The sequence below is a fragment of the Paraburkholderia metrosideri genome (assembly GCF_904848625.1).
GTDB lineage: Bacteria > Pseudomonadota > Gammaproteobacteria > Burkholderiales > Burkholderiaceae > Paraburkholderia > Paraburkholderia metrosideri.
The window spans coordinates 405,291-429,762 of record NZ_CAJHCP010000007.1; the positions used below are offsets into that span (position 1 = coordinate 405,291).

The following is a 24,472-nucleotide window of genomic DNA, read 5'->3' on the forward strand; positions in this document are numbered from 1 at the left end:
CAATGGCCGACCGTCCCCTGATCCAACATACCGTGTGCATCGATTTACCGGGTGAACCGGTCGAATGCTGGGCCGAGACTGATATCACCGTTCTGCTACGCAAGCACCGCGACGTGATATTCGATATTCAGGTGAAGAAGGGAGCAACCTATACCGTCGAAGCAACCGAGGACTGGATTTACGACGTGGTCAGGAAAAAGCGCGTCAAGCAGGGGCAGTTCCAGGACGGCCAGCGTTATCACATCTGGATTAGCAGGGATTTCAAGGGACATCTGATACTCAAGCAGAATGGCAAGGTGTATCAGAACTATTCTATGCAGATGTTCGGTTTGACGAACACCGCCGCTTCGCCGAAAGCCAAGCCTGAGCCGATCATCATCGCGATCGGTACGAATCACGCCTCGCATCCGCCTACCGCTCCAACGTCATCGAAGTCGACGAACGTATCGCCACTGATCACGTACCCGCAAGCGCCCACCCCCGAGTATCTGCGCCTTGCGCCGCCGTTTGATCCGCTGCGCGCAGATCAGCTATGGTCGTGCCCGTTGCCGATCAAGTTGGCGCCTGGCACCACGGTCGAGCCAACGCAGGAGGCACATGTCTTCGAAGTCGACAAGAGCTCGGTTCCCAAGGAAGTTGTAGATGCGCTGGCCGCGGGCGGCTCTGACGAAACGGCGATCGACACTAACAAGATTGCGACACGTAACTGGCTAATTGGGCAACTGGCCGGTACAACGGCGTTTCTAAACGATAACAAGCAATGGATTCAGGAGCTCTGGGGAGAGAAGTTCAGATTGACGAAGGTTGTTCACAAAAACGTCGGAGAAAGGCTGTATGTCGTTTTCACCGGCAACCCGAGATTGCGCAAGCTGGTGACGGCCGCGCGGTATGGCGTGAAGAACGAAAAGGTGCTGACGATTGCTGGCGGCGCTGGCACGGCAGAGTCGGGCGCGGCGGCCGCCTGGGAAGGATCCAAGGGCGCATTCAAGAAGGCCGGTTTGATTGCGTTGATTTTTACCGTCACGCTCGATACGGCTGAATGGCTTCACGATTACGAAGAGATCGGTCCGGACGGAAAGCGAAAGAAGGACTTTGCGGATTTGCTCGGCAAGATAGGCATCGATCTTGCCAAAGCAGGCTTAAGTGCCGCCATTGCTTCCGTCGTGGTTGGTGCCATTGTGGCCGGACTGGCGGGCACTGTGGCCCTGCCGGTTGCCGCAATCGTGGTGGGAACCATTGTCGTGGCGATCGCGGTGGGTTACGGGCTCGACTGGGTCGACAAGAAAACGCACGCGACGGAGCATGTCACCTCGTGGTTCCGCTCCATCGGCGAGTCGATGAAGCACGCGGCTGAATACTTGGAAAAGTCCATGCCAAAAGATTACGATACGTACCCAATGATGTACATGCCGTGATAGGACATCCACCGGAAAGCGAACCTAGATGCCACGAGCACAATCGATGACGAAGCCCCAGGCGGAACCGAAAGACTCGGTTTGGGAGATGACGAAGAAAGCCGCGCCGATGAGCCTGTTGCTTCCCTTGCTGGGCACGGGTATTTCGTACGCGGCATATGCGGACGATCTTGCGGTATCTGGATGGCCATGGAAAATCGGCCTGCTCGTTACGCTGTTTTGCCTTTTCGTACCGTTCGCTGTCTCGATGATGTACCGCCGCACGAACCTGTTGTGGGTGTGCGGATTGGTACTGTCGACCGGAATATTTGCCGTCTATTTTTTCTTTGGTGTATTCGCTTATTTTTACTATTTTGTGTTTGCACCAATGTCACCCGTTCTGCGTTGGCCAGGACTATTGGGCGGGATTGCATTGACGCTGTACTGGATCGTCATGTCGCGGCAAACAGTGAAGCATACGATCACGACAACCTCTTTCGTCAAGGAGGCCTTCGACGAAAATGCATCTGACTTTCGCTATCGAACCCAAGCCGGAATGGCGCTTTTCGAGCGGCTCAATAAAGAGCGTTCGCCGTTTCCAAAAATCTATTCCTACATTGCCTTCGGTATTGCGCCTTTCTATCTGATATTGGGTCGATTATTGTCGTCGAGCTTTGGGGCGAACGGTGTGTTGTTCGCCTTGGCGGTGTTGGGTATGCCAGTGTCGCTTTGGTTTGTTGGCCTGCTCGTCCGCATCTATCTCGTGATGGTCCGCTTACCTAGAAAGCTGGAGCAGGAACATCGCAAGCCTGTGTTGGTGGCCGATTAGGGAAATGGGGAATTCTATGCAAGTGATGCGCCACCATCTGTCGGGACTGAGGGTTTGTGCCACGCGCGGTGGAGCGTGAAGGTGGAAGACGATCTGCCGCCCTACAAGATCAGACTTCGATAGAAGTCGAGCACTGAGAGGCAACCAGTTTCGGCGGCGGAGTGCACTGGCAGATGCACAGGTCGTCGCTCAGTGCCGACAGTCGCGTGCATGCCCGCGTGCTGCCCCGGCACTGGCGCCCGACCGAACCGCTGCACCGCGCCATAGTTGAAGGGGCGGTGCCGGCCTCGAACCGAACCAGTGTACCGGCTGCCTCTTTGGTACTCGGCGCCCGATGAGGCGCGCATCCCATTTCGACTCCCCGAGATGCTTGAGTGGCTGGCGAGCTCTCCACCCACAGCCAGTCCACAAGCGCCGGCGGCATTCCAACGATGACATTTGTGTTCCAGAAGATTCCAGACTGATCTTCAAACATAGCATGCGGCTTTGAAGTCTCTTGGGAGAGCAGATCACGACGAGCGTGGGGATCGTAGTCTCGCCAAGCGACCTAAACGCTTTCAGCCGCCCCTCGCCGCACACCAGCAGATACCGTTCGACACCCGTCGCAGTAGCTCGCGGGGTTACAAGGATCGGCTTTTTCAGTCCTATCGCCTTGATGTTGCCAATGATTCCTAGTCTTGGTAGTCGGAGTACTTACGCGAATCTCCCCGCACTTTTTCGGCGGGATACTTCACCCCATTGATATCCATTTTTTCCAGACAGGATTGATAGAGGTCGACATCAAGCTTGTCTGCAAGGCGGACGAGGTAGAGCAACACGTCCGCCATTTCATGACGAATGGCGGCTTGTTTACCGTCGCCCAGTTCGCTCTTGTCTCCAGTGGTCAGCCACTGAAACGGTTCCAGTAGCTCACTCGCCTCGACGCTCAATGCGGTCGCCAGATTCTTTGGCGTGTGGAATTTGTCCCAGTCGCGTTCATCCGCAAACTGACGAACGAGGTCGCGCAAGCTAGCAAGGTCACTTTGCATTTCAAAGTCTCTTCGGGTGATGGGTTTCCCCGGCGGCGAAGCAGCACCGACGGGACGGCGCGTCCAGTCTACCGCGCTTACCTAAGCCCACCCGTATGCAAAGAAGAAACGAGCGTGCAACCATACTCAGATGCATCGCCGTATTGCGCGACCTCCGAGCCTTTGTCACGGGCTTTTGACGTGGCACGGGTAGTGTAATTATCCGCGTGTTTGGGACAGAACACAGGAGCACCGGTTCTCGCGACGGGATGCCCCATAAAGAAACAGATCGCAGATCAACCCAGCACTTCGCCATTCGAACCGGCGCGGTCACCGAGCCGTATCACACCCGGCATAACGCCCCCCTCAGTTGAGCCGACACCTGATGTCATCGACTAACACCCTCGCGCGCCGAATCAGCTTCAACAATCAATCGGCAAACGTCCCTTCCGTCAGTTTCACCGGCTCGCCATTGACAGAAAACTTGTACTGCATGACGTTCTTGTTCGCTAACGTGGAAAAAGGAGATTGCAGCACCGCTAGTCGAAAATTTCTTATCGACTTCTTCCGCTGCGATTTTTCCCGAAACAATAGCGGCAGAATACGGCGACATAGCAGGAGGCATGCTCAGGTCTTTCAGCAATTCGCGTATCCTCGGATTCTGTGCAGACTGATCGACAAGGCTCGCCTCGTAGATATATTTCCAGCCTGTGACCTTCTTGAGGTGATCCCCGATGTCGTCATCCCACTGATATTTTTTTAGCAAGTCCGCCAGCGTGATGGACGAATTCTTGCTGACTTTCACGCAACAAAGCACGCTGTTCTTTGTGCCGGCATCCACCAGCCCGCTGAACACCGTATCGTCAGCAATCTTTTGATCGACGAAAACAATATTGTGGCGCACCGCATTGGCTCCGCCATTAGCATCGACAACAGGAAGTTGCTCCCACACGCCAACGATCGGGGCTTGTTGGGCATTCGAAAAATTGCAAATCAAAGCGACAAAAACTGATACCGCGATCCTTCGCATAATTTTTCCTGTTAATGACCCGTGTCAGACCAATGCATGTTTTGGTGGGGATCATAAGTCACCCGTAGCCATCGCCAATTTGCTTCAGTTCGGCAAATGACCTGACTTCGACGTCATGGCCCGCCGCACCCTTGACCCGCTTGTCCAGGTTCCGAGTGATATTCAGATGGACTGCCGCGCCATAGTTATGGCGCGGCGCTGCATTGGCGGACGGATACGGAGTTGTACTCGATTCACTATTTGCCGCGCAACCGGTGCTGGCCGTCGCCGCAACTTGCGGCGTTGACGCTGGAAGGTTATTTCCGGCAGCGTTGTTCACCGCCGTAGCCATGGCATGCATGGCAGAGCCGGCAACGGATTTAGCGCCGGTGACTGGTGTATGTGATTGATCGGTTGGTTGAGATTGGGCATAGAGTTAGCGGCGGCGACATTGCGGATGCGCAGACATGAGCCCCTTATGCGCGATCTCGTGGGCGAGGCCTCTATTGAAGGCTAGAGTTCGCCTCGTCCGCTAAATTTCCGTCCGACCTACAGTTCGGCATACAACGGTAATAAATCCTGATCGACCAACCGCAGTTCAATCGCATTCGCGACTGCCACATGCTCCTCCTTCGCCGCTGAAAACGGTTCATCGACGACACTGACCACAATCGTCCCTTTCTGCAACTCGCCATCCATCACAGGAATGAGGGAAGCAGCTTCCGGCACTTGCAGTGACGTGAGAACACGTGGCAAATAAAGCATCCAACCGGCACCCGGTCGTTTTTCAAAGACCTTGTGTTCCGAGGCATATATAAAGGACCCCACTTCAATACTCAGCGCCGGCCAGATACGCGTCGCTTCGCTGACGATATACGCCACGACTTCAAGCCTTGCCATCTCCGTAACGCCTTTGGTTTGCAAGCTCAAGGTGCACAGACCACTCACCGATAAATGGTCCGTAAAAACCGCGCCTCCGTTACCTTCAATTCCATTCCAGGCACCGAACGAGCGCACCCCCGGGTAGTCCTGCTTCTCGGCCTTGGCCATCGCAATTACGGCCGTGGTCGGTCCTGACGCATAGAAAGCACGATTACGGAGTGAAGCCTTCACGCTTGTCGCAGGCGGATACCAACCGTCGATCGGCAAATTCGCGCGTTGCAACACGCTTGCGAACTCCCACAGCCAGGCGCATTCGGTTTCGATGGCGGGCAACACCGGCTCCGACAGACGAAATACCAATTCAAGGTTCAGACTGAACTTCATGGTATCGGCCAATTTCCTCCGAGCTAAAGTTCGGTGAATAAGGGCAGCAAGTCCTGATCGACCAATCGCTCTTCAATTGCGTTGGCGATCTTCACATGTTCCGGATTAGAAGCAGAGAAAGGCTCATCGACAACACTGACGATGAGGGTGCCTATCCGCTTCTTACCATCCATGACCGGAATCAGGTCGCGAGCCTCGGGCACTTGCTGCACGGTGAAAACTCTCGGCAAATAAAGCATCCAACCGGCGCCGGGTCGTTTTTCGAAGATCTGCTGCTGCGAAAAATACTTGAATGGGCCGACCTGAACGCTCGACGCGGACCAGATGCGCGCCGCTTCCGAAACAACGTCCGCCACGAGCGTTGTCTGCTGAAATCCAACAATGCCTTTCATCTGGAAGGTCACCGAGCACACACTATCAATACCCTGCGAGTCGGAAAAAGCAGCTCCACCGTCTCCCTCCAAGCCATTCCAAACCCCGAGCGACCTGACGCTAGTGCCATTGGATAAAGCGGAATTCTTCGCCATGGCAATCGCCGCGCTGGTCGGTCCATTGGCATCGAAGGCAGCGTTTAGCAGCGACGCTTTTTCCGTATCCGCCGCTGGATACCATTTGTCCACGGGTAAGCCGGCTCGCGTTAGGACGTTCGCAAACTGCCAAAGTCGGTCGTACTCCGACTCGATGGTCGGCAATTGCGGGGCAGCTACGCGATAGGTGACATCAATGTTCAAATGAAAGGCCATGTTCGTCAACGTTCAGTGCTCGTACTCATTAAAGTGGCTTCAATTCTGTGTTGACCAGCGGCGCGGTGGTGCGAAAACTGCGCGTGAAGTACCGATAGCTCAGCGGCTGCATAAAATACCAATGCAACAGCGCCGGTGTATTGGCCGCCGCAACGAGGTTCTGTTCTCTCGCCTGGTTGCGCATTTTTTCAACACCAGAAATCAGGAAGAATCGCTTTGGATTGCCCGTCTCCGGATCAAAAAACTGATCATAATTCGCCTTTGCCTCTTCCAGCTGACAAAGCGACGCACGAAACCCATCGAAGTCGAGCCCGCTGAAACTCCACTCCGTATTCGGCGCGAAGCCTGTCACCTGCGCCTGATACGTGCGCGAGGTGTCTGACATATTCCAGTTACGCGTCACGAGATTACCCGCATCCGGTGGACACTTCTTGCACGCTTCGTCTGTCTTCGGCATGGTTCGCGCGACCGGTTGGGTCTTGCTCTTGTCTTGCGCCTGATCGCCGGGTAGCGACAGGATTCCCGCCGCAGCGGTCCCGCCTAGCAAAGCGGGGAATGCTTCGGCAAGCAATGCGCCCGCTCCTTCGACGAGCGGAATTGCCAATACAGCCATCACCGCTTCTCCCTTTCCCGATCAATCAACTTCCGCCGCGTCACCGCCAGCAGATCCTCGAACCGCTCCTCGACCGGTCGTCCCGGCTTCGCGAGCCAGGCCGCGATCCCCGGCTTGCGATAAAACTCTGGCACATCCGCTTCGATATAAAGAAACTCCACCAGCTCCTTGTCCTGCTGAAACCCCATACGCTTAGCGTCCCCATACGCCCGCACCAGGCGGTCGAGTAAGGTCGGATCGTTGGCGTAACGCGGGGCGTCGCGCACGATATCGTCGCGAATCGTCGCGACAAAATTGCGTTCGTCGCTCGCGCACAAAGCGGCCCATTGTTCTGCGGTCAGTTCAAGCATGGTGAGAGACGTGAAAGCGTTTGCCATCCGCGAGGCCGTGCCACTCGTCCACATCGCCGAAATAAGCGCGACGTCTTTCGGTGTCGAGCGCATTGAAGAGCGGCACGAAAACACGCGGATCCCAGAACCGGAGCAACGCAATCTTGCCATTCGGCAGTTTGCTGTTGAGCTTGCGTTGCAGTGTCCGCACGAGCGACTCGATATCCTGCGTGCTGAACAACCACATCACACCAGGCCGCGCTGTTTCCAGTTCATCGAGTGAAGCCACCACGTCGGCATCGGGTTGCGCGATGTCGACAAGCCATGGTCCAGCGGATGCCAATGGCTCATCTTCTGTCCCGGCGAAAAGCGCGTGCACAGTGCCCCAGCGGCGCCGCAAGCTGCGGCCGAAATGCTGTTCGTACTGCAGGCCATCGACCAGCGCATACGCACGCAGCCCCGGCGCATCCGCACGCAAACGCTCCAACCGTTCAGCGAGAGTCGTTGGGATCATGAGCGCACGACAGTGGAAGCGCCCATTTCTGCGGCATGAGCGAGGCACTCACGACATAAGGTCGGCGCGACTGTGGACTCCGCCGCCGCGGCTGTCGTGCCCTGCATCGACGCAGGTACATTGCCGGTGGTCTCGGATTGCGCGGCGATCAACACCGCACCGCACGAGGTCTTGTCCCCATGAAAAGCGAGCGGCACACCTTCCACGGTCATCGCCGGATTCTGCGATGTCACAATCGGAAACGTGCCGTCGCATTTCGGACAATGCACGAGGTCACCGAGCCGGGCCGCGCGCCGTCCGCTGTCGCCGACGCCGATGGTCGCCGAAGCGGAAAGGATCTTGCCGCCGTGCGACGTGCTATCGCCTTCACATGCGATCGAAGTCATAAGTCACCTGCCATCAGTCTCGAATGTCGAATCACGTTCAAAGCTAGGTCCGTTTGCTGTGGCGCCCACCGCTGAAGTCGACGGTGCTGACAAAGAACACACCAACGGCGAAGAACGGCAAGCCGATGACAAAGAGGATGGCAGGCAGTCCCCAGTGCTCCCAGAAGCTGTCGATCATCGCGCGATCGGGCGTATTCGCATCGTAGAGAACACTGACCTCATCACCGCTGCCGAGATCGTTATGCGATGACGACGACCCCTGCGCAAAGGTGACTTCTTTCCCCGTCGCGGTTTTGAACGCGACAATCGCCGAGTACATGTGCGAGCGCGGCTGATAAGGCCGCTCGGCTCCCTGGACTTCGACGACTTTGCCAGTCGTGCGCGTATAGCTTCCAATGATCTGCCGTTCGCGCATCGCCGAAGCAGCAGCGCCCAGCAGAAATCCCGCGCCGATGACAATCGGAATCAGGCAGATCAGTAGATTCTGTCGGGCGCGTTTGCGCCTCGCCTGCGAGTATGACGAAAGCGCGACATGTTTAACCTTGCCGCGTTCGATTATGAACATCACCGCGCCAATCGCTGAAAACACCACGCTGAGCAACATCACTACGCCGACAGGAAACCAGCGCTGCCCAAAGTCGTCGATGATCGCCGAGCGTGCGGGGTTCGCAGGGTCGTAGAACACGCGCAACGTTTGGCCGATATCGTAGGCCGGCTGCGTCGACGACGTCTGGCCCGTGACCTGTTCGCGCTCGCCGCGTGCGGTCGTGAAGACGATCACGGGTTGATACGAACGCCAGCTCCGGCCGCCCTGGTCGTAACTCACCACGGTTCCTTCGGCGACCGTCATGCGATGCGTGGCGATCAGCGAAGACACGAGCCAGCACAGCGAAAAAAGCAGCGCGCCGAGACTGAGCGTCAGAATGACGAGCGTGCTTCGGCTGTGCGGCGACGGGGCGGCGGCTGAATTCATCATGAGTGGACGGTTGGAGCGTGCGTGCGCATCTCACTGACCTGTTGGCGAAGACTGGTTGAGCACGCATCGAAACCCGAGATCGGCCTTCGCGGTATCGGGCGCGAAGCCCGTGCGGTCGATGACGAGTCGCGTGCGGCTATCGGTTGCATACCGGACGCTGCGCAGACTGCCTCGCTCCGGACCTCGCGGATCGTGCGGCGCGGCGCGGCTATAGTAGTTCTTGTCGAACCAGTCATAAGTCCATTCCTTGCCGCGGCCGAACACGTCCGACACGCCCAGCCGATTGTCGCCATACGTGCCTACCGGCCGGCTAACCAGCGGCTCCGGGCTGGTGCCGTTCTCTTCCATTTTGTCGATGATGTTGTCGAGCTGTTCGAGGTTGTATTTGCCGTCGACAACCGGCACCGCGGCGCTGGGAATCACCCACAACTCGCCGCGCGAACGTGCTGCATATTCCCACTGCGCCTCAGTCGGCAAATCGACCGGCAGACTCACGAGCTTACCGACCCATGCGCAGAAATCGCGCGACTGTTGCCACGTGATATGCGCCACGGGGTAGTCGGGAAAACGGAACTCCAGGTCTTCGTGTTTGCTGATCGCGATCGGCGGCAAGCCATTGGCGCGTGTGTAAAGGTCATAGTCGGCGTAAGTCACGCGATGCTTGAAAATCGAGTAACTGTCGAGCGTCACGTTGTGTGCGGGCGCGGCGCCGTCGTTGGCGGAGTAGGGCAGTCTGTCCTGCGACTTTTCCGGACCGAAATCGCCCATCAGGAACTGGCCGCCTTTGACGAAGACCAGTTCGCGATGCACCTTGTCCTTGAATCTGGCGAGTTCGTCATTAGAAGGCGGCGGCAACGACTTGAAGTAATCCTGCAAGATGCGGATGGTGTCGTCGTACGGCTTACCGGTTCCCCAGTTCAGCACAGTGCTGAGATGTTCCCACGTGTCCTTCTTCGGTGACGGTGTCGTAATCTCGCGGATCAATCGATCTTTGTCAGCGGGTGCGTTCACGTCGACTTTCTGTGCAAAAACGCTGCCCGACAACAGCAACGATATTCCAGCAACCAACAGCGGCCGTGATTTCTCTTGAGCCAGACGAGACCGATAACCCATGCAGCACCACTCCTATATTCTCTATTGAACCGATGTCGCCGCTCAAGCCATCTGGGAGCCGTCGCCCGCGGTCGTTTTTGGATCCATCCAGGCGAGCGCGGTTCCTTGCTGCATCCGGTACGCAGCCGAATCGTTGAAGACAAAGCCGAAACCCGGTGCCGGGTCGACACGCATACGGCTTTCCACCATCGCCAGCTGGCTCGTGCCGACGAACTGTCCGATCTCATTGCGCGCAACTTGCGCATTGCCCTTAACCGCAATTTCCGACGAGGTGAACTGGTAGACGTTCTCCAGTTCGTTCCTTATCTGGGCGGCTGCAAGAATACGGCTGATCGCATCGGTCGCTTCCAGCCGCCATTCGTCGAATCGGTCGGCGATGGACTTTAACGCATAAACGATATAACCCTTCACCTCCGCAAGACTGTTCAGCAGCGAGTCATGCGCGTTCCTGATTGCGTTGAGAAATGCCCGAGGCTGGGTACGGATAAAGTCGGTCAGCTCGGTTCTCATTTCGTCGAACTGTTTGCCGACGTAGGCGCCGATCTCCTTACCCTTGGCAATCGCCAACGTGTACATCGCCACGAACGTCCTGAAGGCATCCTTGGCGAAGTACTGAAGGTTTTTGTCGCCAGCATAGGCAATTTGGGTTTTGGCCCACCAGGCGAACTCGGCCATGTTGACGACGTCGACCGCGGCTTCCACTTCGCCCTTCAAGCCAACACCGACGCATAAGCCCGCCCTCATCAGAATGCGAAACTTGTCGTCATAGGTAATGTGGAACGCGGCCTGCGCGCCGGCGCCGGCCTGGCCGCTCACGCCCGGCTTGACGGACGCGAACGAGGTCCATTTGACCTTTTCCTGCGGGCGCCCCCATTCGAATGCTCCCTCCACGGAGGCCTCCGCCTCGACGCCGGCAAAGGCCTTCAGATCACCGCCCGCGTCAGCCTTGACTTCGACCTTTGTTACATCGAGTTTGGGTTGCTGCATTTGCGCCGCGTTGCGAGTAGCACGCGTACCTTTGACCTTCTGCGTCTTACCGTCGCGACCAAGTTTGAATTCGACCCCGCCTTCCGCGAGGAGGCTCGCACCGCAAGAAGCTTCCGCCTTTGCCGCGAGCGAGATCCTGAAGAAGCCCAGCGTGGTGTCGGGCGAGCTCTTCCACGAGATCGCGCCACTCGGGCTCTCAGTCGGTGCCGGAATCCATAGTTCAAGCCCGGATTTCCACGGCAGATAAAGCGTGGCTTTGATGTTTCCGTCAGCCAGCACTCCGCCGACTTCACCCTTCGCTTTCGCCGATGCGGCGACTTCGCCGCGCAGGTGCAACAGGTCGTCGAACGACTTGATGGTGCTTTCCGCTTTGGCGCTCGCGCCAGCGCCGGCGAACAGCCGCAGGATCTGAGTGCCACCGGAGAACTCGCACATTGCGTTGGGATCGTCCGGCGATTTGAATTTGGCGGCCTTGTTGAACGCCTCTGCAAACTCAGGTATGCGAACAGGCTGATCTTATCGACCGCATTTGCGACGAGGCTCTTGCCGATCGCAACGTTGATATCGGTGTTCGCGGATATCGTCGCGTTCTCGCCCGCGTGAATATGGACGCTTTCCGGCGTAGTGATCCCTACGCCTTTGGGGGAAGCGAGCAGCAGCACGGGATCGCTGAAGCCGTTGGCTTGGCCAGTGCCGCCCGACGTCTCCTGTCCCTGCGCGGAGGAAGCCGACAAGGCAGGCGAAGCGCTTCCGCCGTAGCTGGATTGGGTGGCATTTGTGAACGTCTTCAGCGAGTCGATCGCTTGCATATCGGCTGCACCGTGTTGTTGCGCAGTGTCCGCCGTTGCGCTCAACAACTGCTGACCTGCGGTCAACTGACCGCGCGCCTCGGTGGCGTCGAGTTGCTCACCGCTCGCAGCCGGACGGCCAAACGTGCTGATGTAGAGCCCTTTCTGGGAGCGGATCGCGCCGTAGGCGTCGGTGTGAAGTTCGAAGCCCGTGCCGCGGAATGCGCCACGCGTGTTGTCGGTTTGCGAGACCAGATAGCCGAGATTCAACTGTGCTGCGGTTTGCGTGCTGTAAAGCTGCGCGCGATTCTGACCGGTGGAATCGTCGAGCACTAGCTGGTTATACCCCGAGCCTTTATGTTCCTTTGACTTATAGCCGGACAGCTGGCCCTGCGTGTGCCACTGCGGCGAGCTTGCGGAGTTATAGACGCGGCCTGTAATGAGCGGCCGGTCAGGATCGCCGTCAATGTACGTGATGATGACTTCCTGACGATGCGCGGCACGAAGACGCCGCCCCAGTTGCTGCCGGCATTCGGGTATGACACGCGCACCCAGCAGGAAGCCTTTTCGTCGCCGCTATTGATCCGGTCCCAGTGCATGCGGACCTTCACGCGATTCAACGAGTCCGTAAAGACTTCTTCACCCGTGGGACCGACGACCGTTGCGGTCTGCGTCGGCATGACGGGTTTGTGATGGTCCAACGGACTGCGAAACGGAATGCTGCGCCGCTGAACCTCAATGGTCGCCATGAAAAAGCCGGTGCTGCCGTCGCCGCCCGGAATCAGCGCGGACGGCTGCACTTGGCCGAAATTGGCGCGTGTCGTGTTGACCTTAGTCTGGAGGCTATGCGGAAAATCGGCACCGCTACGTGATACCGGCAGATTGTTTTCGATAACCCAATCCACTGCTAGCACGGCGAATTGCCGCTCTTGCCCGTTGCCGCCTGAATGATCCGGATGATCGACAAGTTCAAACCACTGCCCTGCATCGATCCGCCGCACTGCGCCTACGCCATAGAAACGCTTTGCGCGCGACTCCCACTCCTCCATGCGGATCTTCGAAAGCGCGTCGCCACGGTCCTGCTCGCGATACGTGTACGCACCGGAATATTCGTAGACTTCCGCTTGCGAAGGCAATGAACCCTGATTGCCGACCGTCGGAATATTGGTGCCTTTCGCATATTGCGGCGATTTATAGTCGAATGTACTCGTGACAAGCGAGGTGCTTTGCAGCGTCCGGGTACCGGACCATTGAACGAGCGCGTCGGTTTCGCTGTTAGTGCCCGCCCGATAGAACGCCACGCTTTGCGGTGACGCAGATTTGAACGAATCCAGATTGTCCGTCACCACCAACTTGTGCGACTGTCCGTCGTCGGCCTGTTCAAAATAGCTGTACCAGCCTTCAGCTTCCATCAAACGATTGACGAAATTCCAGTCGTCTTCGTACTGAACGCAGAATGACCGCGGCTGAAGCGGCTTATTCAGCGCAAAGCGAAATGCGCCTTGGGCTTGAGGATGCTGATTGAATACGTCAGTAATGATTTCATCAACCGTGACGTCCTGCCAGATGCGCGCATCACGTCTGAAGCGCAGAAAATGCAACCAGCATGCAAATGCGACTTGATAGCTGGTCAGCCCGCCATCCGAGCCGAGCCGGCGAGCGGTGTGAACGAAGCCGTGCACTGGCCGATACGATTTGTCGGTTTGCTGCATCCATAGCGTAACGGGCTGCGCGATAAGCCGTTTAAGCTCGATGTTTTCGTCTGTGGACGCGACGTCGACGGTGAATGCGTAATCGCGGCCTACGCGGCTGTTTCCCACCACTCGCTGGACGAGCAATGCATTCGCACCGATAGGCGTATCCAGTTTGAGCAAACGCTCATTCTGGAATATTCCCGAACGAATTTGTTCGATTAGGTCAGCTGCGCCCATTTTTTGCACCCCGTCTTGTCACGTACTGGTTCTAGCCCGCAGATTCTAAGTCTGATGATAGTGGATGGTAAACATTCCCTTGAATGTAGCTATCCGTTCCTGTTAAAGGCGGTGGCGACCGGAAATACATTCCGATCAGATTGTTAATTTCTGTAAATCGGAAATATTTTTTTTGGCACGTGTTCAGAAGCGAGAATTTAAAACGGCCTTTTCATTTAGACGCGAGCGCAAAATTTCCAGACACTTTTCCTGTTCATGCCGACGCATTTCATAGAACGACAGTGTGGCTCGACGCGGACTGGTACGCGCTTCATTCGGGCGGTTATACCGGATCGTCAGCAGAAAACGCCCTCGTTTTACAAACGCGACGTTCTCGTAAAGAATCACGGTGCGCCCCACCTTGCATCGATCGTCATAGAAAACCGCGCGTGTCGTGAAATTCATGCTTACGAGCGCGGCCAGAGGTGCGAGAAAAACCATAAAAACATCGCCAAAGCTCATGAACGGGTTCGATTGTGCGAAGACGATGTAAGACCCGACAATAATAACGAAAATGATGCTGAGAGCCGGCATTGCAAAGCGGCTGCCGCGTACAATTAGTTCTGGCTCGATGGTCTGGGGTAGGCTGTTCATATAAGGAATAGAAAATTGAACTCGTAGAAGACATCAGGCCCGGCATTCCCCTGCACTTCCACAGTCTGGACTAATGCAGAGATATTTTTATTTGAACAAACACGAGTAGGCTGGAACAGTATTCTGCACGACGGTCTTGGCTTTGTCCGCAATAAAACTTGATATTGATTCATCGCGCATAAATTCAACAGACACCTGCTCTATTGCTCGCTGACTACGATTACGACGAGGGCAGCGGTCCATTAGCGATGTCACAGCCAATATCTCATCGACAGCGGGCTTCAATCGACAACGCGTGATAGGCCCTTGATACACGGAAAAGGCGGAAGTCGAATGACGGGATGGTGTAAAAGTGATTCTTGCGGATTCCCGCGATCTTGTTGAAAGTCCGCTGTTGATGTCCATGCAGAACTGACCCAGCTCATTGCCTCACAGACGCGAGGCTCGCTATCGGCATAGTGACGATTGCCGCGCTGCACTCAACAGCAGAGTCGGGGCGCTCCTTCGTCGAGCCCAAAATCCGCGTAAGCGCTGACTGCTGCCTCCCAAGGAGCACGTCTTCCGTCTTGCCCGGACGCAATCGAAACGCGTATCGGCAGACATCTCATATTGCTCATGGCGGAAACTGACCGGAAGAAAATGGGTGCAACGGCAGTCGCGGCCGGACTAGCAGGGTTGGGCGGCATCGCCGTCGGCGTAAGCGGTATGGCGATGGATACGACTGAAGAAGCGGATCTACTGGAGTTCGATCTGGACGGCAAGCCAATCAAAGCGTGGGTGTGGCAGTCGGTCTTTGATGAAGGTGACGAGGTGGAAGTTGTCGCCGAGCCATGGGACGATCATTGGCAAGGATATGGCATAAGCGGATCAGAGACAAAATTGTGGCACTGCATCCGCATTGCAGCCGGGGCAGATACGCCCACTACAAAGCTTCGTTGAAATTGTGGCTGAAGGTCTGCCTGCCGCTGCTTCTATTTATGTACATCTTGACCGGTGGGATAGCCTTCTTTGAATCGCTGGACAATTGGGCAGGCATCGTCCAGATGTGGGTCCTCGGTGGCTCCGGATTGATGGCGATATTGGGCGTTATTGCGTTTCGGATGTCGCGCAAGTTCATGGGTTTCGTTTGCCTCGCCGAAGGCATTTTCAAAAGCTTTGGTTGGAAGAACGTTAAGAGCATCGATCTACCGGCGGCCACCAGGAAAGGCAAAGCGCCGGGGGACCCCGGCGCGCTCGGCATACTCTATTTTAGATATTGATGGCGTTGATATCTCCGGTGACAAAATCAGAACCTCGACTTTCATTCGTCTTGCTGCGCCAACTGGCGCGACGACGCCAAAGGGCCGATGCAAGTTGTTTTCCGGCCCGATCGGGCGTCAGAAAGTCCACTTCGAGGCACCTCCCGCAGCACGAATGGATAGCAGGTGGCCGCGGCACGTCGTACGAGCCAGCGGACGAGCGCTAAATAAGCCGCTCAACTTATCCACACCCCCCTCTGGATAACTTTTGTACAAGCCCCCTGGCAGCTTGTGGGCGAAACTTTGATAACCATCCAGGTTAACCAGGCCATCAAAAAGTTGTCCTTGGCTCCGTGTTCCTATCCGCGTTAACTCCGCAGGCTTATGGTTTACGCAGATCCTTGATACGTAAACGAAGTTCCAAGTTATCCACAGGCGGGTGCGATGCTTGTTAACTATTACTACGAATACGTATACAAAGAATATAAAAACCAGAGAAGCATGCGAAACCTCTGCATCGCAAGCGTGCATCGAGCACAGGCAAAGGGACGTAAACGCCGTAAACATCAAAACGCGTATACCCAACTCACCCCAACCCTCACCTCAACGGTAAACATATCTCCGTCATCAGATCCCCAGGCGCAGTGTCCTTGGGGCTATTCAAATACTCCTCAAACACCGGCGCATCGGCCGCTTCACGACCAGACTGCACAAGCCACGTCCCATACAACCACTCATAAGCCGCTCGCATATCGCTATACGGACCGGTGTGCCGCAACACCGCATATTCCCCGCCTCTCACCGAAACCATCGAAACCGGCGCACTCACCGTCACCGCCGCCAATACCCGCTGCGGCAACAAAACCCCGGCCTTCGACCGCAATGCATTTTCATCAATCACACCGGGATCATCGAAATAAATCCCGATCATCCGCATTTCCGCCTCAAGCAAATTATGTCGGGCGAGCCAGCCGAACAAAGCATCAAACGCCTTGCCGATCTGCATATACGGTCCAACGTGATCCACCGATAAAAGCGTAAACGGCTCGACAGAACGAATCACCACTTCACGCATCGTCATTTGATCGTCTCCTGGGAGTGCCGGACGGAACCGGCTATGCGTACCTCGCTTGCGATACTGCGCCGGCGGCACGCCGAACACCGCGCGAAAAGTGCGGGAAAAAGACTGCAAACTGCTGTAACCCGAGCGCTCGGCTATCTCGGCAATCGACATCGAGCCGTTCGCCAGATACCCGGCCGCGTGATGCAACCTCAACCGACGCACCGTCGTCGCGACCGTTTCGCCATACATCGCCTGATAAATCCGATGCCAGTGGTATGGCGACAAACAGGCGATTTCCGCCAGATGGTCGATATCAAGCGGCTCATCGAGATGATCGTAAATATGGTCAAGCACGCGTGCGAGCCGCGTTTCATACCGGGCCCGACTTCCGGATTCATTCATGACGGAGCGGAGAGGAATAGCGAGAACCAAAAGTACCACGTCCCCGTTTACCAAATCCTGCGGAGTTAACCGGCTGGCGAATCTACGCAAACGCGCTAACAGCAGCCCAGTACACAAAAGCACCTTCCGCCCAAAACTTTGCCGAATTTCGATAACACCCTCGAATAATGGCTCCCTACCATCAGTTGAAGCCTGTCGGCCGACGCATAACGCTACGCACTAACGCCAACTTCGGGAGCATCCGATGAAACCAGAGTCCAGCAGTCAGCCCATCGGCAAAATCATGCATCAAGAGCTAAAGCAGACGCTCGGCACATGGCAGTTATGGGGCATCGCAGTCGGCCTCGTCATTTCGGGCGAATATTTCGGCTGGAGCTATGGCTGGGCAAGCGCCGGCACGCTCGGCTTCGTCATCACGGCGATCTTCATTGCCGCGATGTATACGACGTTCATTTTCAGCTTCACGGAACTCACCACGTCGATCCCACACGCCGGCGGCCCGTTCGCCTACGCGCGCCAGGCGTTCGGTCCGACCGGCGGATATCTCGCGGGCGCCGCGACGCTCGTCGAATTCGTGTTCGCGCCACCTGCGATCGCGCTCGCTATCGGCGCGTATTTACACGTGCAATTCCCCGGACTCGAACCGAAACACGCGGCAATGGGCGCGTATCTTGTCTTCATGGCGTTGAACATCGTCGGCGTTCAAATCGCCGCGGCGTTTGAATTGTGCGTGACGTTGCTGGCTATTTTCGAGCTACTGGTTTTCATGGGCGTCGTGTCGCCAGGTTTCCGCTGGTCGAACTTCACAACCGGCGGCTGGTCGGGCGCGAACACCTTCAGCATGGGCTCGTTCCACGGCATGTTCGCGGCGATTCCGTTCGCGATCTGGTTTTTCCTCGCGATCGAAGGCGTCGCGATGGCAGCCGAAGAAGCCAAGAATCCGAAGCGCTCGATTCCGATCGCCTACGTCACCGGCATCCTGACGCTGGTCGTGCTGGCGATCGGCGTGATGGTGTTTGCCGGGGCGGCTGGCGACTGGACCAAGCTCTCGAACATCAACGACCCGCTGCCGCAGGCGATGAAATTCATCGTCGGTGAACATAGCGGCTGGATGCATATGCTCGTGTGGCTCGGCCTGTTCGGGCTCGTCGCGTCGTTTCACGGCATCATCCTCGGATACTCGCGGCAAATCTTCGCGCTGGCTCGCGCGGGTTATCTGCCGGAGTGGCTTTCGAAGGTGCATCCGCGCTTCAAGACACCGCATCGCGCGATTCTGGCGGGCGGCGTGGTCGGCATTGCCGCGATCTATAGCGACGAGCTGATTCAGTTCGGCGGCCAGACGCTGACGGCGAACATTGTGACGATGTCGGTGTTTGGCGCTATCGTGATGTATATCATCAGCATGTTGTCGCTGTTCAAACTGCGCCGTACCGCGCCGAACATGGAGCGGCCGTTCCGCGCGCCGCTGTTTCCGTTCTTCCCGGCGTTCGCGCTGGTGGCCGCGGTGATCTGTCTGGCGACGATGGTCTACTTCAATTTTCTGGTGGCAATTGTGTTCGCAATCTTTCTCGCGCTGGGCTACGTCTACTTCCTGATGACGCGCAGTCAACGCGACGCGGCACCGTCGGACGCTTTGCTCGAAGAGTGACGTGACGAATCGAGCCGCTGCGCAAGCAGCGGCGATGGAGTCGTAAACATGAGCTACACCGAGTCGATCGGCAGTCGAACGTATCGGTTTGCCGATCTGAAAACGCTGATGGCGAAGGCCAGTCCGCAACGTTCCGGCGACCAGCTTGCGGGCGTCGCGGCAGCGAGCGAAGAGGAGCGGGTCGCCGCAAAAATGTCGTTGGCGCAGGTGCCGTTGCGCACGTTCCTCAACGAAGCACTGATTCCGTACGAAAGCGACGAGGTCACGCGTCTCGTGATCGATAGTCACTCGCCGCAGGCGTTTGCCGAGATTGCGCATCTCACGGTCGGCGATTTCCGCAACTGGCTGCTGAGCAGCACGACCGATGCCGACGCGCTCACGCGTATCGCCGCTGGTCTCACGCCAGAGATGGTTGCAGCTGTTTCCAAGCTGATGCGCAATCAGGATCTGATCGCCGCAGCGCGCAAACGACCAGTGATTACGCGCTTTCGCAACACGGTCGGTTTACCTGGTCGGATGTCCGTGCGCCTGCAACCCAATCATCCAACCGACGACGTCAAAGGCATTGCCGCATCGATGCTCGACGGGCTGATGTACGGTTGCGGCGACGCGATGATCGGCATCAACCCGGCCAGCGACAATCTCGCCGCCATCATGAAGCTGCTGGTGATGGTCGACGACTTCCGTCAGCGCTATCAGGTGCCGACGCAATCGTGCGTCCTCACACACGTCACCAACACGATTGCCGCAATCGAAAAAGGCGCACCGGTCGACCTGGTGTTTCAATCGATCGCGGGTACCGAGAAAGCGAATGCGGGCTTCGGCATTTCGCTCACGCTATTGCAGGAAGCGTACGAAGCGGGTTTGTCGTTAAAGCGCGGTACGGTCGGCAATAACCTGATGTACTTCGAAACAGGACAGGGCAGCGCTTTGTCGGCGGATGCGCATTTCGGCGTTGATCAGCAAACTTGCGAAGTGCGCGCGTATGCCGTGGCGCGCAAGTTCAATCCGTTTCTGGTTAACACTGTGGTGGGTTTTATCGGACCCGAGTACCTGTACGACGGCAAGCAGATTACGCGAGCGGGTCTGGAAGATCACTTTTGCGGCAAGCTGCTCGGCGTGCCGATGGGTTGCGACATCTGCTACACGAACCATGCCGAAGCGGATCAGGACGACATGGATAATCTGCTGACCTTGCTCGGTGTGGCGGGTATCAATTTCATCATGGGCATTCCGGGCGCGGACGATGTGATGCTCAACTATCAAAGCACGTCCTTTCACGATGCACTGTATGTGCGCGACGTTCTAGGCTTACGTCGCGCGCCGGAATTCGAAGAATGGCTTGAGTCGATGCAGATCACCGACGCGCGCGGCGCGTTGTTGAGCGCGTCGCCGCAACAGCCGCTGCTCGAAGGCGCGAGCGACTGGATGGGGACGGCATGAGCGACTTCCTTGAAAAGAATCCGTGGGATGCGTTGCGGCAGTTCACTAATGCACGCATTGCGTTGGGCCGCGCGGGTAGCAGTTTGCCGACTGCGCCGTTGCTGGCATTCAACCTGTCGCATGCGCAGGCGCGCGACGCCGTACATCATCCGCTCGATGCCGACGTGCTCCACGCCCAGTTGCGGGAACAAGGCTTTGAATCGCTGGACGCACACAGCGCCGCGCCTGATCGCGAGCATTACCTAAGGCGCCCCGATCTGGGCCGGCGTTTATCGGAAGAGAGTCGGACGGCACTCACCCAGATCACAGCAGAACCGAGCGACGTCGTTTTCGTGATCGCCGATGGTCTGTCCGCGTTCGCGGCATCGAAGCAATCCATTCCGCTGCTGCGGGCTGTCTGCCCGCAATTGAAGGATTGGAAGATCGGACCCGTGGTGATCGCGCGTCAGGCGCGTGTCGCGCTAGGTGACGAGATCGGCGAATTGCTTAAAGCAAAGATGGTGGTGATGCTGATCGGCGAACGGCCGGGTTTGAGTTCGCCGGATAGCCTCGGCGTCTATCTGACGTACGCGCCGAAAGTTGGTTGCAGCGACGCGCAACGCAATTGCATTTCGAATGTGCGTCCCGAAGGACTCGACTATCCGTTGGCTGCACACAAGCTGCACTACCTGCTGACAAACGGGCGGCGCCTGGGGCTTACAGGTGTCGGTCTGAAGGACGATAGCGACGCGCAGCAGCTTGCAAGCGCGCCCGCCACGCCCGCCGTGAGCGATGACTCAAATCCGGGCGCGTCGTAATACCTGATCGGTCATGCGTCCGCTTTCTCCACGGGATGCGTTTCGAGCCACGCATTCTCGTCATCTTCGAACAGCCTGGAGCGCGTCAGAAACCGCAGTCCGCTTGGACGCTCCAGCGAAAACATTCCGCCATTTCCCGGCACCGCGTCGATGATCAACTGCGTGTGCTGCCAGTACTCGAACTGAGACTCGCTCATATAAAACGGCACATCGGCAATCGACCCGAGTTTTACGTCGGATCCGCCCACCATGAACTCGTTCTGCGGAAACATCATCGGTGCGCTGCCGTCGCAGCATCCGCCGGATTGATGGAATATCACGTCCCCATGTTCGGCGCGCAATTTGTCGATCAGATCGACCGCCGCAGGCGTCGCGACTACGCGGGCGACTTTCTTTTCATCGGTCATCACATGGCCTCGTTGAAAGAGAGCGAGCCGCGCAATGCGGCCCGCCCGAACAGACTCGTTAGCGTTGACTCACGCCAGGATGCTTAGAAGAACCCGAGCGGCTTATCGCTATAGCTGACCAGCAGGTTCTTGGTCTGCTGATAGTGGTCGAGCATCATCTTGTGATTTTCGCGGCCGATACCCGATTGCTTATAGCCGCCGAACGCCGCATGTGCCGGGTAGGCGTGATAGCAATTGGTCCACACGCGGCCTGCCTGAATCTGCCGACCGAAGCGATAAGCCCGCGTGCCGTCGCGTGTCCACACACCGGCGCCCAGACCGTAGAGCGTATCGTTGGCGATTTCGAGCGCTTCCTCTTCGTTCTTGAACGTCGTCACCGATACGACCGGCCCGAAGATTTCCTCCTGGAAAATGCGCATCTTGTTGTGGCCGCGGAATACGGTCGGCTTCACGTAATAGCCTTTGCTCAACTCGCCGTCGAGCGTATTGCGCTCACCGCCAATCAGACATTCAGCACCTTCCTGTTTGCCGAGATCGACATACGAGAGGATCTTTTCCAGTTGCTCCTGCGAAGCCTGTGCACCGATCATCGTCTTGCTGTCGAGCGGATGCCCTTGCGTGATCGCGGCGACACGCTTCAATGCGCGCTCCATGAAACGGTCATAGATCTTTTCTTCGACCAGCACGCGCGACGGACACGTACACACTTCGCCCTGATTCAGCGCGAACATCGTGAAGCCTTCGAGCGCCTTGTCGAAGAAACTGTCGTCGTCGTTCATCACATCGGCGAAGAAGATGTTCGGGCTCTTGCCGCCGAGTTCAAGCGTCACCGGGATGATGTTCTGGCTCGCATACTGCATGATCAGACGGCCAGTGGTGGTCTCGCCGGTAAACGCGATCTTGGCGATGCGTTTGTTCGATGCGAGCGGTTTGCCTGCTTCGAGGCCGAAGCCGTTCACAATGTTGATCACGCCTGCGGGCAGCAGGTCGTGAATCAGTTCCATCAGCACGAGGATCGACGCGGGCGTTTGTTCCGCGGGCTTGAGTACGACGCAATTGCCGGCGGCGAGTGCGGGCGCGAGTTTCCACACGGCCATCAGAATCGGGAAGTTCCACGGAATGATCTGACCGACTACGCCTAGCGGCTCATGAAAGTGATACGCAACGGTGTCGTGATCGATCTCGGAGATGCCGCCTTCCTGCGCACGCACAGCGCCGGCGAAATAACGGAAATGATCGATGGCGAGTGGAATGTCGGCGGCCATCGTTTCGCGCAACGGCTTGCCGTTGTCGATCGTTTCGGCGACCGCGATGCGTTGCAGGTTCGCTTCCATCCTGTCGGCGATGCGATTCAGGATGTTGGCGCGTTCGGCAACGGAGGTCTTGCCCCAGGCGACCTTAGCCTTGTGCGCGGCGTCGAGTGCGAGTTCGATATCGGCTTCGCGTGAACGGGGGATCGACGTAAACGGCTCGCCGGTAATCGGCGACACGTTGTCAAAGTACTCGCCGCCTACAGGCTTGACCCATTCGCCGCCGATAAAATTCGCATACTGCTTCTTGTACGGGAATTCGGTGGTCAGAAACTGCATCTCTGCATGATTCATCTGTGTGCTCCTCACATGTTTGAATGGGCTATATCCGGCGAGATATTTCGCTCGACCGTGAGGGGCTAGAGCGAGAAGCGTGCCAATGCACCGGGCTGGTGATGTATGCACGTGGAGAAGGCACGGCTGTGCCAGAGCGCGGGTCGCCTTGTTCAATCGGTGGCAACGGAACGCATCGTTTATGAGCAGGGCAGACAAGGGTGTTCAGGAATTGAACAGGGTTGGCGTGGAGAGCCGCTTTTCAAACAGGAAACGCGATGCGACGGTTCGGCATGGGAATTGCCTTGTTGTGCGGCTTGATATTCCGTTTGCAGATCACTTATGACGATTGATGCCCGGAGCGATCACCTGACCCATTCCATCCTCGCGGCGCAGCCTGGCTCCCGCGTGCAGACACACGTCGCTTACGACGCCGATGAGCAGGCGCGCAATCTCCATGGCTGGAACCAGACTTACGATCAGTTAACCGCAGGCTGCTTCGTGGGCGGCCTGACGGAATTGTGCGTCGATCATATGCAGGTGTTCGTCGAAACGACGAGCCACACGTTGCGGCAAACCTGCGAAGTGCAGAAGGACGCGTACTGGTTCGGTGTTCCGACTTGTCCTTCGGGCTCGGGGCGTATCGACGCGCAGGTTATTTCGGGCGATGCACTCGCGTTTCGCCCGGGTGGTGTCGAGTTCGAACTACTGACCTCGGCGGGCTATGAGATTTTCGGCGTCGTGGTGTCGGGCGAAATGCTGCGCCGTTATGCGGCCGAAGTGGAGGGCGTAGGCGCGGGCAATCATCTGCCGGATGCGGAGGTCGTGCCGATCGGCGCGCAGCGCAAGGAGCAACTGTGTACCCTGCTGCGTCAGTTGCTCGATGACGGCGCGGCGAGCGGTGCGCCGCTCACTTCCACGGCGCGTATCAACTTGCAGGCCTCGGTACTGGCATCGCTATTCGACGTTGGCGCGTTGTCGGCGGCAGGACAGGCTGCGATGCCTGCACGTCCGCGTCGTCAGTCGATTGTGTGGGAAGCGCGCGACTATGTGTTGGCCAATCGGGACCGCGCGATCAACGTGCCCGAGTTGTGCGAACAGCTTCACGTGAGCCGCAGAACGTTGCAGTACTGCTTTCAGGATGTGCTAAACATGGCACCGGCCACGTATTTGCGCGCGATCCGTTTGAATGGCGCCCGGCGCGATCTTTCGAATGCGGCGCGTGAATCGCACTCCGTACAGGATGTTGCGGCCGCGTGGGGCTTCTGGCACCTGAGCCAGTTTGCGACTGATTACCGCAAGATGTTCGGCATACGGCCTTCGGAAACATTGAAGGCGGCTGCGGAGCGTCGGGCGCGGTTCGCTCACTAGTT

24 protein-coding genes and 3 pseudogenes are annotated in these 24,472 nt (G+C 57.3%); 7 read left to right on the forward strand and 20 right to left on the reverse strand.

Translation table 11 applies throughout. From position 1 onward, the window contains the following. The first annotated feature begins 2 nt into the window (after positions 1-2). Positions 3-1,415, forward strand: a complete 1,413-nt coding sequence (locus LMG28727_RS17835) for a hypothetical protein (RefSeq protein ID WP_201643621.1) — start codon at positions 3-5, stop codon at positions 1,413-1,415. A 46-nt stretch (positions 1,416-1,461) separates the two neighbouring features. Continuing rightward, a complete protein-coding gene (locus LMG28727_RS17840) occupies positions 1,462-2,223 on the forward strand; it encodes a hypothetical protein (protein WP_236592046.1) in 762 nt (253 codons plus the stop codon). Between the two features lie 501 nt (positions 2,224-2,724). Here LMG28727_RS17840 and LMG28727_RS17845 read toward each other — a convergent pair. From LMG28727_RS17845 to LMG28727_RS17920, 17 genes and pseudogenes are all read right to left on the reverse strand, one after another. Continuing rightward, positions 2,725-2,892, reverse strand: a pseudogene (locus LMG28727_RS17845) (chromosome partitioning protein ParB); the annotation flags it as partial. Between the two features lie 2 nt (positions 2,893-2,894). Continuing rightward, a complete protein-coding gene (locus LMG28727_RS17850) occupies positions 2,895-3,251 on the reverse strand; it encodes a nucleotide pyrophosphohydrolase (RefSeq protein ID WP_201643623.1) in 357 nt (118 codons plus the stop codon). A 77-nt stretch (positions 3,252-3,328) separates the two neighbouring features. Continuing rightward, complete coding sequence (locus LMG28727_RS17855; protein WP_236592049.1) at positions 3,329-3,508, reverse strand: PAAR domain-containing protein; 180 nt, start codon at positions 3,506-3,508, stop codon at positions 3,329-3,331. Between the two features lie 110 nt (positions 3,509-3,618). Further along, positions 3,619-4,260 (reverse strand): hypothetical protein, encoded by a 642-nt coding sequence (locus tag LMG28727_RS17860; protein WP_201643624.1) that lies wholly within the window; start codon positions 4,258-4,260, stop codon positions 3,619-3,621. Positions 4,261-4,318: 58 nt separating this feature from the next. Further along, positions 4,319-4,600: a hypothetical protein gene (locus LMG28727_RS17865; RefSeq protein WP_201643625.1), complete on the reverse strand. Its 282-nt coding sequence runs from the start codon at positions 4,598-4,600 to the stop codon at positions 4,319-4,321. A 188-nt stretch (positions 4,601-4,788) separates the two neighbouring features. Further along, positions 4,789-5,505 carry an Imm52 family immunity protein gene (locus LMG28727_RS17870; protein WP_201643626.1) on the reverse strand — a complete coding sequence of 239 codons (717 nt, stop codon included), beginning with the start codon at positions 5,503-5,505 and terminating at the stop codon, positions 4,789-4,791. Between the two features lie 23 nt (positions 5,506-5,528). Beyond that, positions 5,529-6,248, reverse strand: a complete 720-nt coding sequence (locus LMG28727_RS17875) for an immunity 52 family protein (RefSeq protein ID WP_236592051.1) — start codon at positions 6,246-6,248, stop codon at positions 5,529-5,531. A gap of 28 nt (positions 6,249-6,276) precedes the next feature. Then, entirely contained in the window at positions 6,277-6,819 is a 543-nt protein-coding gene (locus tag LMG28727_RS17880) for a restriction endonuclease fold toxin 5 domain-containing protein (protein ID WP_236592054.1), read from the reverse strand. Between the two features lie 41 nt (positions 6,820-6,860). Further along, the gene (locus LMG28727_RS17885) at positions 6,861-7,211 is read right to left on the reverse strand and encodes a hypothetical protein (RefSeq protein WP_064266928.1); all 351 of its coding nucleotides are present in this window, start codon (positions 7,209-7,211) and stop codon (positions 6,861-6,863) included. Continuing rightward, positions 7,204-7,704: a DUF4123 domain-containing protein gene (locus tag LMG28727_RS17890; protein WP_201643628.1), complete on the reverse strand. Its 501-nt coding sequence runs from the start codon at positions 7,702-7,704 to the stop codon at positions 7,204-7,206. Before LMG28727_RS17890 ends, LMG28727_RS17885 begins: the two co-directional genes overlap by 8 nt. Then, positions 7,701-8,090 carry a PAAR domain-containing protein gene (locus LMG28727_RS17895; RefSeq protein ID WP_201643629.1) on the reverse strand — a complete coding sequence of 130 codons (390 nt, stop codon included), beginning with the start codon at positions 8,088-8,090 and terminating at the stop codon, positions 7,701-7,703. Before LMG28727_RS17895 ends, LMG28727_RS17890 begins: the two co-directional genes overlap by 4 nt. Before the next feature lie 43 nt (positions 8,091-8,133). Further along, the gene (locus LMG28727_RS17900) at positions 8,134-9,066 is read right to left on the reverse strand and encodes a DUF3592 domain-containing protein (RefSeq protein ID WP_201643630.1); all 933 of its coding nucleotides are present in this window, start codon (positions 9,064-9,066) and stop codon (positions 8,134-8,136) included. Positions 9,067-9,096: 30 nt separating this feature from the next. Next, positions 9,097-10,077: a formylglycine-generating enzyme family protein gene (locus tag LMG28727_RS17905; protein WP_201643631.1), complete on the reverse strand. Its 981-nt coding sequence runs from the start codon at positions 10,075-10,077 to the stop codon at positions 9,097-9,099. 144 nt (positions 10,078-10,221) lie between these two features. Then, the gene (locus LMG28727_RS17910; RefSeq protein WP_236592083.1) at positions 10,222-11,601 is read right to left on the reverse strand and encodes a hypothetical protein; all 1,380 of its coding nucleotides are present in this window, start codon (positions 11,599-11,601) and stop codon (positions 10,222-10,224) included. Between the two features lie 122 nt (positions 11,602-11,723). After that, positions 11,724-12,287, reverse strand: a pseudogene (locus LMG28727_RS34220) (type VI secretion system Vgr family protein); the annotation flags it as partial. Further along, complete coding sequence (locus LMG28727_RS34225; RefSeq protein ID WP_236592055.1) at positions 12,287-13,885, reverse strand: type VI secretion system Vgr family protein; 1,599 nt, start codon at positions 13,883-13,885, stop codon at positions 12,287-12,289. The gene LMG28727_RS34225 and the pseudogene LMG28727_RS34220, both read right to left, overlap by 1 nt. A 183-nt stretch (positions 13,886-14,068) precedes the next feature. Then, positions 14,069-14,518, reverse strand: coding sequence for a hypothetical protein (locus LMG28727_RS17920; RefSeq protein WP_201643633.1), 450 nt, complete (start codon positions 14,516-14,518; stop codon positions 14,069-14,071). Between the two features lie 615 nt (positions 14,519-15,133). Between LMG28727_RS17920 and LMG28727_RS17925 the strand changes: the two are divergent. After that, positions 15,134-15,777: pseudogene (locus LMG28727_RS17925) on the forward strand (putative type VI secretion system effector). A 577-nt stretch (positions 15,778-16,354) separates the two neighbouring features. Here LMG28727_RS17925 and LMG28727_RS17930 read toward each other — a convergent pair. Then, positions 16,355-17,221: an AraC family transcriptional regulator gene (locus LMG28727_RS17930; RefSeq protein ID WP_201643634.1), complete on the reverse strand. Its 867-nt coding sequence runs from the start codon at positions 17,219-17,221 to the stop codon at positions 16,355-16,357. Positions 17,222-17,465: 244 nt separating this feature from the next. On the opposite strand from LMG28727_RS17930, the gene eat reads away from it, so the two are divergent. The 3 genes from eat to eutC are packed head-to-tail and all read left to right on the forward strand — an operon-like array spanning position 17,466 to position 21,109. After that, positions 17,466-18,869, forward strand: coding sequence for an ethanolamine permease (gene eat / locus LMG28727_RS17935; RefSeq protein WP_201643635.1), 1,404 nt, complete (start codon positions 17,466-17,468; stop codon positions 18,867-18,869). A gap of 48 nt (positions 18,870-18,917) precedes the next feature. Then, positions 18,918-20,312 (forward strand): ethanolamine ammonia-lyase subunit EutB, encoded by a 1,395-nt coding sequence (locus LMG28727_RS17940; RefSeq protein ID WP_201643636.1) that lies wholly within the window; start codon positions 18,918-18,920, stop codon positions 20,310-20,312. After that, entirely contained in the window at positions 20,309-21,109 is an 801-nt protein-coding gene (gene eutC / locus LMG28727_RS17945) for an ethanolamine ammonia-lyase subunit EutC (protein ID WP_201643637.1), read from the forward strand. The genes LMG28727_RS17940 and eutC overlap by 4 nt, the downstream gene beginning before the upstream one ends. Before the next feature lie 11 nt (positions 21,110-21,120). On the opposite strand, the gene LMG28727_RS17950 is transcribed toward eutC, so the two are convergent. Beyond that, on the reverse strand, positions 21,121-21,516 hold the full coding sequence (locus LMG28727_RS17950) for a DUF779 domain-containing protein (RefSeq protein ID WP_201643638.1): 396 nt from the start codon (positions 21,514-21,516) through the stop codon (positions 21,121-21,123). 83 nt (positions 21,517-21,599) lie between these two features. Next, positions 21,600-23,120 carry an aldehyde dehydrogenase gene (adh, locus tag LMG28727_RS17955; RefSeq protein ID WP_201643639.1) on the reverse strand — a complete coding sequence of 507 codons (1,521 nt, stop codon included), beginning with the start codon at positions 23,118-23,120 and terminating at the stop codon, positions 21,600-21,602. A 321-nt stretch (positions 23,121-23,441) separates the two neighbouring features. On the opposite strand from adh, the gene LMG28727_RS17960 reads away from it, so the two are divergent. Continuing rightward, positions 23,442-24,470: a helix-turn-helix domain-containing protein gene (locus tag LMG28727_RS17960; RefSeq protein ID WP_201643640.1), complete on the forward strand. Its 1,029-nt coding sequence runs from the start codon at positions 23,442-23,444 to the stop codon at positions 24,468-24,470. The last annotated feature ends 2 nt before the right edge of the window (positions 24,471-24,472 follow it).

Bases quoted from the DNA above. Each gene is read 5' to 3' on its own strand.
- LMG28727_RS34225 (WP_236592055.1), bottom strand. From the start codon at position 13,885: ATGGGCGCAGCTGACCTAATCGAACAAATTCGTTCGGGAATATTCCAG.
- LMG28727_RS17930 (WP_201643634.1), bottom strand. From the start codon at position 17,221: ATGAATGAATCCGGAAGTCGGGCCCGGTATGAAACGCGGCTCGCACGC.
- LMG28727_RS17850 (WP_201643623.1), bottom strand. From the start codon at position 3,251: ATGCAAAGTGACCTTGCTAGCTTGCGCGACCTCGTTCGTCAGTTTGCG.
- LMG28727_RS17900 (WP_201643630.1), bottom strand. From the start codon at position 9,066: ATGATGAATTCAGCCGCCGCCCCGTCGCCGCACAGCCGAAGCACGCTC.
- LMG28727_RS17840 (WP_236592046.1), top strand. From the start codon at position 1,462: ATGACGAAGCCCCAGGCGGAACCGAAAGACTCGGTTTGGGAGATGACG.
- LMG28727_RS17875 (WP_236592051.1), bottom strand. From the start codon at position 6,248: ATGGCCTTTCATTTGAACATTGATGTCACCTATCGCGTAGCTGCCCCG.
- eutC (WP_201643637.1), top strand. From the start codon at position 20,309: ATGAGCGACTTCCTTGAAAAGAATCCGTGGGATGCGTTGCGGCAGTTC.
- LMG28727_RS17910 (WP_236592083.1), bottom strand. From the start codon at position 11,601: ATGTGCGAGTTCTCCGGTGGCACTCAGATCCTGCGGCTGTTCGCCGGC.
- eat (WP_201643635.1), top strand. From the start codon at position 17,466: ATGAAACCAGAGTCCAGCAGTCAGCCCATCGGCAAAATCATGCATCAA.
- LMG28727_RS17870 (WP_201643626.1), bottom strand. From the start codon at position 5,505: ATGAAGTTCAGTCTGAACCTTGAATTGGTATTTCGTCTGTCGGAGCCG.
- LMG28727_RS17895 (WP_201643629.1), bottom strand. From the start codon at position 8,090: ATGACTTCGATCGCATGTGAAGGCGATAGCACGTCGCACGGCGGCAAG.
- adh (WP_201643639.1), bottom strand. From the start codon at position 23,120: ATGAATCATGCAGAGATGCAGTTTCTGACCACCGAATTCCCGTACAAG.
- LMG28727_RS17890 (WP_201643628.1), bottom strand. From the start codon at position 7,704: ATGATCCCAACGACTCTCGCTGAACGGTTGGAGCGTTTGCGTGCGGAT.
- LMG28727_RS17835 (WP_201643621.1), top strand. From the start codon at position 3: ATGGCCGACCGTCCCCTGATCCAACATACCGTGTGCATCGATTTACCG.
- LMG28727_RS17860 (WP_201643624.1), bottom strand. From the start codon at position 4,260: ATGCGAAGGATCGCGGTATCAGTTTTTGTCGCTTTGATTTGCAATTTT.
- LMG28727_RS17940 (WP_201643636.1), top strand. From the start codon at position 18,918: ATGAGCTACACCGAGTCGATCGGCAGTCGAACGTATCGGTTTGCCGAT.
- LMG28727_RS17885 (WP_064266928.1), bottom strand. From the start codon at position 7,211: ATGCTTGAACTGACCGCAGAACAATGGGCCGCTTTGTGCGCGAGCGAC.
- LMG28727_RS17950 (WP_201643638.1), bottom strand. From the start codon at position 21,516: ATGACCGATGAAAAGAAAGTCGCCCGCGTAGTCGCGACGCCTGCGGCG.
- LMG28727_RS17855 (WP_236592049.1), bottom strand. From the start codon at position 3,508: ATGGGGCATCCCGTCGCGAGAACCGGTGCTCCTGTGTTCTGTCCCAAA.
- LMG28727_RS17865 (WP_201643625.1), bottom strand. From the start codon at position 4,600: ATGCATGCCATGGCTACGGCGGTGAACAACGCTGCCGGAAATAACCTT.
- LMG28727_RS17960 (WP_201643640.1), top strand. From the start codon at position 23,442: ATGACGATTGATGCCCGGAGCGATCACCTGACCCATTCCATCCTCGCG.
- LMG28727_RS17920 (WP_201643633.1), bottom strand. From the start codon at position 14,518: ATGAACAGCCTACCCCAGACCATCGAGCCAGAACTAATTGTACGCGGC.